The sequence below is a fragment of the Candidatus Phytoplasma sp. AldY-WA1 genome, from assembly GCF_020312115.2.
Taxonomy (GTDB): Bacteria; Bacillota_I; Bacilli_A; order Acholeplasmatales; family Acholeplasmataceae; genus Phytoplasma; species Phytoplasma vitis.
In genome coordinates this window covers 1-9,991 of record NZ_JAHRHX020000027.1, presented here as the reverse complement: position 1 = coordinate 9,991, position 9,991 = coordinate 1, and the positions used below count along the sequence as shown (strand labels likewise).

Below are 9,991 nucleotides of genomic sequence, written 5' to 3'. Positions count from 1 at the left end.
TTATTGTTATTATATACTATATAATAAATTTTTAGAAATTTCGATTTATCTTTTAATTTATTATTTCAAAATACTTAATTATCAAAACTCTTGTTTATATTAAAAATATTAATTATCGGCGAGAAAGATAATTTTTTTAGCTTATATTAAAAATGATTTTATTTTTTTATTATTCTTATTATTTGGAACAGAAAGGTTTTATTTTTACCGATGGAACAAAAAAAGAAAAAAAATATTTTAGTTTTTTGTGTTTTAGTTATTGTTATTTTATTTATTTTAGGCATTATTTATTATAAATTTTTTTATAAAAAAAGTTCTTCACAAAAAAAAGAAGAAATAGATGCGGAAAGAACAATGACTGATTTATGTTCTCATAATTCTGAATCATTTAATAAATTATTAAGAAAGATATATGATTTAAGAACATCGGAAATACCTAAGACTATTGAGCAATTACAACAATCGAAAAAAGATCAAAAAGATATGGTAAAAAAGTCGATATCTAAATTAGATAATTTTATACCAGGTATAGAAAGAGATAAGGACGAAAAAGAATTAATTTATAAATCAAATTATAATGTTTATGAATCTAAATATAATGATTTAAAAAGAGCTAAAGAAGAAAAGTATGAAGAATTAGAAGTATCAGAATTAGAAAAAGCAGAAAAAGAATCTTATAGACTTTATCGAGAATCCTACGATCTTTATAAAGATAAAGAAAAAGAATTAGAAGAATTGACAAAATTTAAAGAACAATTATCTTCTATTGAAACTCAATTTCCAGATTATGATGAATGTAATTTAAAAGATTATATTAAAAGTTCTATATATATCAAATTAAATAAACAAAGCCCTTATTTAAAATCTTTTTATAAAAATATTGATGAGATTGATTTAAAATTTCAAGAAATTAAAAAAAAGAATAATGAAATAAAAAAGAAATTAGAACAAAGAGAAATTTTGTTAATTTTTCAAATATTAAGACAAAATTATCTCGAATTCAATCATCTATTATCTAATAATAATGATTTATCAAATAAAAGTGTTTTTATTGAGATTCCATATTATTTGCGTTTAGCAATCGAAGCTTTAAATGATTTTGATAAGAAAGATAATAATTTTTGTATTTATCGAGCAAGTAATAAACGAGTTACAAAAAATAGACAAAAAAGTGAAAAAAATAAAGAATATTTAGTAGAATTCTTTGAAAAAACAGAACAAAATAAAAAAAATTATTTAAATGAAATTATTAATGATATTAACTATTTGAAAAATATAATTGAAAGTCATTATGAATTTGAGGATCCAAAATCACCAAAAACAATAATAAATAAAATAACTAAGGAAAAACACATGATAGACGACTTTAAACGTTTTTTGAATAATAATTTTGATAAATATGATTTACAAAATAATTATCTAACTTTTTTGCTAATTTTAGGCAGTAATGATTATGAAATATATAAAGAGAAATTAAATAAATTATTAGAATCAATTGGCGAATTAGGGATTTGGATAAGAAATGAAATCCCAATAAAAAAACGATAATGATATCTAATTTCATGATAAATATCAACTTATATAAAATTTTAATATTTAATTTAAAAAAATTTTTTTATCTAAAAAGGAACAAATATAATGTCAAAAGAAAAAAAAAATTTATTAATAGTTATCAGTTCAATATTTAATTTTGTAATGATTTTAATTTTAACTTTTTTTTATGTTAAATTACAAAAAAAAACTAATGATTTAAAAAAAAATATTGATAAAATACCAAAAGAATGGCCTACTGAAAATGAAAATATTTCAATTGAAAATGAAGTTTATGAAAAAAAACAACAAATATTAGACAATTTAGAAAAAGATTTAAAAAAACAAGAAGAATTTTTTGCAGAATTTGATTCAGATCAAGATAAAACAGAAATTCAAAAAAAATTGAAAGAAATAAAAGAAAAAATCCCAACTTTAAAAAAAATTTTCGAACAAAATGAGCAAGATAAAAAAACCAAAGATACTTTCGAAAAATCTAAAGAATGTTTTAAAGATATTGTTAGTGGCGCATTAGGTGCAAATGAAAAAAAAAATTGTGAAGAATTGGTTACTTATATGAAAATATTTCTTAAAACTTGTGAAATAAGAGATGAAAATATTTCAGCAAAAGAAAATAAAATTGTTTCAGATGTTCAGGTTGACCCAAAAATCAAAATATTAAGAACATATTTAAATGGTTATGCTTTTTTATTAGATATATATTTAAATAAATTTAAACAAATAACAGATTTAATTGAATCATTATCTTCTAGACTAGAAAAAGAAAAATTAATAGAATTACAAAACATTCTGAATAAAGAATATACTAAATTTTTATTAGATTCAATTACAAAGACAAGCCGAAGCGGCACAATTATCAAAAAAACATTAGATGAAGCGCGACAAAGAATATAAACGAAATATTAAGTTCATAATTAATTTTTAATTATTAATTTTTAATTTTTAATTTTAAAATTTTAAATCAAAAAAAGGTAAATTTTATGGAAACACTTCATAATAAAAATCAAAATAATTCTTGGAAGTTTAGGTTCGGCATTATAAGTTTTTTGGCAGTTCTAATTTTATTAACTTCTTTATCATTTATTTTAGCTGTTATCGTTTTTTTACGCTCACCAGCTAAAGAAAATGAGGCTCATTTGCCACCTCTATTTCCACCTTCGAATAATCCGACTCCTATACCTTTATCTAATAATAATTCATTAGATGTTAGTTCTTTAGTAGAATTACTTGCTCCTAAAGAAATTAATAGTGATGGTTTTATGCCTCTGGATGATTTTTATGGTGCTGATGAAATTAAAGGTACATTAAAAGATTATATACATAGATGGACATCAGACAATAAACAGAAATATAATTCGTTGACTGGTAAATCTTCAGGTCTTCCTTTTCCTATGGGGATTATTTTTTACGGACCTCCAGGAACAGGAAAAACAACACTTGCTGAGGGTTTTGCGAAAGATTCGAAAATGAATTTTTACGCCATTACTAATGCACATTCATTACAAGAAATCGAAGATATTTGGCGTAAAGCTAGAAACAATAGTCCTTCTTGTATTTTTGTAGATGAAGCGGAAGAAATTTTAAAATCAAGAGCTGAAAAAGACGCGCAATTTTTAGAAGCTGGAGATAGTAAAAAAACAAATACTTTTTTACAAGAAATTGAAGGGGTTAAAACCGATAAAGAAAAACCTGTTTTCTTTATTGCAGCCACTAATCACTTAGACAAAATTGATTCAGCTATCCGTTCTCGTTGTGAATCTTTATTTGTTGGTAACCAATCAGAAGATAAAAGACTTGGTTACATTCAAGCAGTCATTAAGAAAATGCTTAGATTAAAAATAGAAAATTTTGCTTATGAACATTATATTCCTATTTTTGTTAATAAAATGAACGTGGCTTTAAGAAATCCTGAATTATTCGCTATCGCTATTAAACATGGTTATTATATTCCTGCTTTAGGAGCTACTGAGATAAAAGGAACATCTGATAAAAATAATCCTAACGGTAATTTAGAAACTTTAGACGATAAATTAAAAAGACGAGAGTTATCATTCCGATCTGATAGAGCCAATAACAAAGAAATTTATAATTCATATCAAGATGTTTTAAAAGAATTTAATGAATTAGATCCTAGATTTAGAACATGTATCGAAGATACAGAAGCATGGAAAAAATTTATTAAAAAACATGATACTGATTGTAAAGACGAATCACTATATGATATTGAAACTTTAGAAAAAGTTAAAAAATATTTTTATGATTTAACTTCAGGGCGAAAAATGAAAGCCATGATGGTGAAGGCAGCTGAAAAAGCCGCTCGTCGTGTAACAGAAGGAATAGGTGAGGAACAAATAGAAATAACTGATTTAGAACAAACTTTTAGAGAATATTTCGGAAATCAAGAAGAGGTTGCTAAAATTAATGAATATTGTAACAAAATCAGAAGTGGACAAATCAGTTGACAAATCAAAAAATAAGAAGAAAAAGAACAACAAGAAATTAATCGTTTTATAAAAGAACAATTTAAAGATTCTTTTATTGAAAAAGGTTCAAGTATTGAAGATACAAAATTAACTGAAGAAGAAAAAAACAGTAGTTAATAAGTTTTTTAAAATACAAAATATTTCAGATCCTAAACACATGTTTCTTTTCAAAAAATTATTAATTCTGTTAAAAAATAAAAGGAGTTATGAATGAAAAAACAAATAATTTCAAAATATTCTAAAACGTCTTTGTTTTCTTTTTTACTTTTTATTTTTTCTTTTTCTTTTTCAATTTTCTTTTGTAATTTGATATACGGTTCAGAAAATGAAAATTATGAAAAAAAATATGAAAAACAAGAAAAAAACTGTATTCAAGAAACAAAACAAAGAGAAAAAAAACTTTTTGAAATGTTTTACGATTTTAAATATGATATAGCTCCAATGTTAGAAGCAAAAAAATTCGAGGTTTTAAAAGATTGTTATTTATCTCAAGATCAAAAAGATCAAAGAAAAAAAATTTTTGATGATTTTTTGGATTTTTATAAAGACCAAGAACAAGAAAAATTAGGTAGTCTAATTCAATTAGAAGAAAATAAGTTAGATAATAGTCTTGAATCAGAAAAAGCATCAATACTAGAAAAATTAGAAAAATTAAAAAAAAGACAAGAAGAATTTTTATTAAAAACAGATTTTGAAGAAAAAATATTTTTTTTAAATCCTGATATCAGAGAATTAGGAATATTTATTGATTATTCTAACAAAAAACACTGTAATAAATATAAAGATTTTTTTTATTATTTATATTTTGATTTTATTTTAAACAAAAAAATAGATGTTAAATATAATGAATATAAAGACGAATTATGTCATTTAACTCAAAGAGATCCAGAAAATTTAAAACGAATTCAACTTTTTAGTTATCTACCAGAAGTAACTAATTTACAATTTAAAATTGAATATTTAAGATACTTTTATAAAATATTAACTGAATTAAAAGAGACTACAACACGTTTATCCTGGCAATATTATGGTTCTATTGAATCGGAAAAAGTTATTGACATTGACAATGAATTATCGGAATTAATAAAAAAATGTGTTGATGAATATAAGGAAGAAAATAGATCAAAAAGACAAGAAAAATTAGAAAATTTTTTAAAAAAATTAGAAATAGATTTCGATGATAAAATTTTTTTACAAGATTTACAAAAAGTAAAAGAAGAATTAGAAATATATTTCAATGATGATAATTTAGAAAAGAGTTTAAAAAAAAATAGTGAATTTTTTTTAACAGAAATGTTAAAATATCCTATTAATTCACCGGATTTTTTCGAAAAAAAACCATTTCTTTCGAAAACAAGTTTATATAATGATAATTTAGAAATTCCTAGAAGTTTATATAATGATAATTTAGAAATTCCTAGTTTAAATAAAAAAGAATTAATTGAACATATAATTCATAAGAACGATGAATTAATTAATAAAGATTTATTATCCGATGTCTTAGAAACAACAGAACGACAATTATATTACATATATTCAAATTATAGTGCTTTTGTTTTTAAGTCTAGTTGTCTTTACTCAAAAGATGATAAAAATAATAATATAAATGTTTTGGAAATTATTAATAATAAAAAAAAAGATTCATCTAATCATTCTAATCATTATAAAGAAAAAATTGAGAAATATAACGAGATATATGAAAAACTATCAATTAAACTTCAGCAATATTTACAATATTTAAACAAAGAATTAGAAGATCAAACAAAAGATATCGATAATAGATATGTATATCCTGAGATAGACAAAAATAGCCAAAAACTAAAAATAGATAGACAGACGCAAAAACAAAATATAAAACAATTTTTGGATACAGGTTCTTTATTGGATACAAGTTCTTTAGGTATAGATGAAAAAACTATTTATTTACAAAACCCAGAAGTTTTAAAATACCAATTACAATTGCAACTTGATGAAATTAAAGAGGAATATATTTCAAAACCTTTTGAATTTTATAAAAACGAAATAAACGTAATTACTGAAGAAGCTGAATATTTAATTAATTTTATTAATTTTAAAGACATAGAAATTAATGAAAAAAACAGAAAAACAGAAATTGCAGATAAAATTAAATCTTTAATTGATGAAATTGAAAAGGAATATATTTTAAAACCTTCTGAATTTTATAAAAAAGAAATAAACGCAATTGTTAAAAAAGCTAAAGATTTAATTAATTTTATTAATTTTTCGGATAAAGACATAGAAATTAATGAAAAAATTGAATCTTTAACAAATGATATTGTTTTTTTAAAAACAAAATTAGAAAACGTAACTAAAATTAAATCTTTACTTGATGAAATTGAAAAGGAATATATTTTAAAACCTTCTGAATTTTATAAAAACGAAATAAACGCAATTGTTGAAAAAGCTAAAGATTTAATTAATTTTATTAATTTTTTGGATAAAGATATAGAAATTAATGAAAAAGATAAAGATATAGAAATTAATGAAAAAAATAATAAAAAAATTGAATCTTTAAAAAATGATATTGTTTTTTTAAAAAAAAAATTAGAAAACGTAACTCATAACAAAATAGATAATTGTAAAGATAATTTAAATGTTTCGAATGAAAACATAGAACTTAAAGATAAAATTCGATCTTTACAAAAGAAAATTAATAAAAAAATTAATAAAAAAAATAATGAAAAAATTAATAAAAAAATTAAATCTTTAAAAAATGATATTGTTTGTTTAAAAACAAAATTAGAAAACGTAACTCATAATAAAATAGATAATTGTATAGAACTTAAGGATAAAATTCGATCTTTACAAAAGAAAATCGATTGTATAGAACTTAAGGATAAAATTCAATCTTTACAAAAGAAAATTGATTGTTTAGAAAAAAAACCTCATTACAAAACACATACTCTTAAAGATACTTTAAAAAAATTGGTTAAAAAATATTTAGTCATAAAAACTGATTTGATAGACGATAAGAATATAATTGATACTATAATTAAAACCTACGAAGTTTATTATAAGCGTAAAAATGAAGAAATTTTAGATCCATATTTAAAAATCATCAGTGATTTACAAATTAAATATTATAATTCAGTGTCTGATATTTTAAAAGATATAGAAAAACGAAATGTCGTTTATACAAAAAATAACACATCTAAATATTCTTTTTCGACAAATTTAGAAGATAAAGATATAGATAATTGTTATAAAAAACTTCAAGATTATTTATATTCGACAAATTTAGAAGATAAAGATATAGATATAGATAATTGTTATGAAAAACTTCAATATTATTTACGTCTTAATTATTCTTATAAACAAGAACAAAATTTTGAATTTTCTTTGGATAATATTCAATGGATTGGACAATTTTTAGCTAATTATAAAAAGGAGTTAAAAAAGTTAAAGGATAATTTTGAAAATTATATACTTTATACAAAAGAAGTAGCAAAAGGCAAAATTCTATCTAACAGTGTTATCTTTGAAGTTATTAAAGGTAGTAACTGCAAAGAATCATTTGAATACAAAATTAAAGAAGATTTCAAAACAATGCGAGAACCGAAAAATATTAATAATGATCATAATATTGAATTACAAAAAATATTAAAAGAATTAGAAGCAAAATCAGAAGAATTCAACGAAAATTTTGAAGAATCGAAAAATATTTCAGACGACTATAAAGATCAAAAACAAAAATTAGATAAATTATGTAAACATATAGAAGAAAACAGAGATATTTTTAAAGCTAATATGGAAGAATTGATCAATATTGTAAAAAATCAACATGAAAAAGAAGAAAAAATAAGAAAATTTGAGATAGAGATTCAAAAAAACAAAGAATATTTAAATAAATTAAACAAAATTATTGAAAGTTATCCAAACCCAAATAATACAGAACAACAAGAAGAAAACAATGGAATTAATTATTTCAATGAATTAAACAAAATTATTGAAAGTTATCCAAACCCAAATAATACAGAACAACAAGAAGAAAACAATGGAATTAATTCTTTAAATAAAGATGAGGAGATCGTTAAAAAAAGAGAAGAAACATTAAACAGTTTAATCAATTCCTTAAACAGTTTAATCAATTCCTTGAATGAGGAAACACACAAGTCCTTGAAAGAAAAATCCAAGATTATAGAAGACAAAATAACAGATTTAGAAAAAAATTTAATAGATAACCAAACAGAACATTTGTCTTTAACAAAAGAATATCAAAACCAACAAAACCAACAAAAACAACAAAATTTAAATATTTCAGATAAAGAAAATTTTCTTAATCTTGAACAAGATTATATTTATTTTATTATAGGTGATGAATCATTTAAAGGAGAATTTGATTTTATCAGTTGGTTAGGTGAAAGCTTTCCTAACAGAGAAATAATTGATAATAAATATATTGATTCACAAGAAAAAACACAAGAAACAACACAAGAAACAACACAAGAAACAACACAAGAAACAACACAAGAAACAACACAAGAAACAACACAAGAAACAACACAAGAAAAAACACAAGAAAAAACACAAGAAAAAATAGATATTTATACTAAAAATTATCCTTATTCACAAGATGCCAAAAATTTACAAGAAAAGATAATTTATACTTTTTTCCAAAACCCAGACTCAAGTTTTTATTTGGTTTTAAATGTCGAAACCAAAATAAAATATCGAGCTAAATTTTATGAATAATTATTTTATAATAAAAAATAAAAATTATGTCATCTGTCTTTTATGGATATTTGCTATAAATCTTTCTTTATCAATTTTTTTATATGCAGAAAATCATGTTCTAATTAATAATTTTTTATCTGAAGTATTTCATATTAATTCTGAAGATTTTTTAGAAAATAAGACTAATTTATCTGAAGTTGAAATTACAAGTTATCATGAATCAGGTCATACTATTATCACTCTTTTGTATCCTGAATATTTTGAATTTTCAGGAGTTACTATTATACCTTACGGAGATATTTTAGGGCATTCTGATAAGAAAACTAAAGAACCAAATTGGCAAGCAGAAGCTTTAGTTAATTTTGGCGGGACATCTGCCGAAAATCTCTTATTTAAAAGAAAACAAATCCCTAAAGATATAGTAGGTAAGGGTTCAGGTAGTGATCACGCTAATGTAAATTTTTTAGTTCAAAGAAATTCTACTACACCACGAAAAGATTACGATCTTTTATACAAAGAATGTCAAAAATTAATTGAATTAAATCAAACTACTTTAACTAAAATTGCCGAAAAATTATTGATTAAAAAAACTTTATTTCCGAATGATATTAAAGATATTTTAAAAAAATATCCTTTACGAAAAATATCTTAAAAAAAATAAAAAAAATATAATAAAAAACAATATTTTTTTATGTTGTTTTTTTATTATATTTTTTTTTAATTCAAACATTTTTTGACATATATATTCGTTAATAAAAAAATATATAGTCTTTATACCTAAAAAATTATAATAATTAACATTCCAATATTAAATACAAGAAATTTTATCAAAAAATGTTTAATAATAATTTATTATTAAATCTATTATTAATTACTCATTTTCTTTAATTATTTTTTAAAATACATATTTTAAAAAAATAATATGTTGATTTTTGATTTCATTTATATTTTTTTAAAATTTAAAAAACTTTTTTAACTTAAATTCAATTAATAAAGATACAAAACTAAAAACTTTAACAACGATAATAGCTACAAAATATGAGCAACAACAACAACAATGGTTAAACTACTCGACCTAAATTAAGATGGTGTTTCAGTTGCATCTTATGATTATAAAACAAGGTACAACGCAGTGATGATAAACTTTTATTATGGAAGTGAAAAAAATCCCCAAAATATTTAATCAATGTTTATTTTAAACTTGTATTAATCCTTTTAACATAACATATCCTGATTGCGACTTTGAATACATCTTAGAGACC

Annotated in this window: 5 protein-coding genes; all 5 read left to right on the top strand. The window is 21.6% G+C overall.

Annotated features, from left to right (window positions below; genetic code table 11):
* Positions 1 to 210: 210 nt before the first annotated feature.
* The 5 genes from KTO59_RS02875 (at position 211) to KTO59_RS02855 (ending at position 9,381) form a co-directional block, all read left to right on the top strand.
* Positions 211 to 1,548 carry a hypothetical protein gene (locus KTO59_RS02875; RefSeq protein WP_284928532.1) on the top strand — a complete coding sequence of 446 codons (1,338 nt, stop codon included), beginning with the start codon at positions 211 to 213 and terminating at the stop codon, positions 1,546 to 1,548.
* A gap of 90 nt (positions 1,549 to 1,638) precedes the next feature.
* Positions 1,639 to 2,445, top strand: a complete 807-nt coding sequence (locus KTO59_RS02870; RefSeq protein ID WP_284928530.1) for a hypothetical protein — start codon at positions 1,639 to 1,641, stop codon at positions 2,443 to 2,445.
* 86 nt (positions 2,446 to 2,531) lie between these two features.
* Entirely contained in the window at positions 2,532 to 4,013 is a 1,482-nt protein-coding gene (locus KTO59_RS02865) for an ATP-binding protein (RefSeq protein ID WP_284928529.1), read from the top strand.
* A gap of 231 nt (positions 4,014 to 4,244) precedes the next feature.
* On the top strand, positions 4,245 to 8,747 hold the full coding sequence (locus KTO59_RS02860; protein WP_284928528.1) for a hypothetical protein: 4,503 nt from the start codon (positions 4,245 to 4,247) through the stop codon (positions 8,745 to 8,747).
* The gene (locus KTO59_RS02855; RefSeq protein ID WP_284928527.1) at positions 8,740 to 9,381 is read left to right on the top strand and encodes a hypothetical protein; all 642 of its coding nucleotides are present in this window, start codon (positions 8,740 to 8,742) and stop codon (positions 9,379 to 9,381) included. The genes KTO59_RS02860 and KTO59_RS02855 overlap by 8 nt, the downstream gene beginning before the upstream one ends.
* The last annotated feature ends 610 nt before the right edge of the window (positions 9,382 to 9,991 follow it).

What these genes read in the sequence shown, in the direction of transcription:
- KTO59_RS02875 (WP_284928532.1), top strand. Translation starts at nt 211, where the DNA reads ATGGAACAAAAAAAGAAAAAAAATATTTTAGTTTTTTGTGTTTTAGTT.
- KTO59_RS02870 (WP_284928530.1), top strand. Translation starts at nt 1,639, where the DNA reads ATGTCAAAAGAAAAAAAAAATTTATTAATAGTTATCAGTTCAATATTT.
- KTO59_RS02865 (WP_284928529.1), top strand. Translation starts at nt 2,532, where the DNA reads ATGGAAACACTTCATAATAAAAATCAAAATAATTCTTGGAAGTTTAGG.
- KTO59_RS02860 (WP_284928528.1), top strand. Translation starts at nt 4,245, where the DNA reads ATGAAAAAACAAATAATTTCAAAATATTCTAAAACGTCTTTGTTTTCT.
- KTO59_RS02855 (WP_284928527.1), top strand. Translation starts at nt 8,740, where the DNA reads ATGAATAATTATTTTATAATAAAAAATAAAAATTATGTCATCTGTCTT.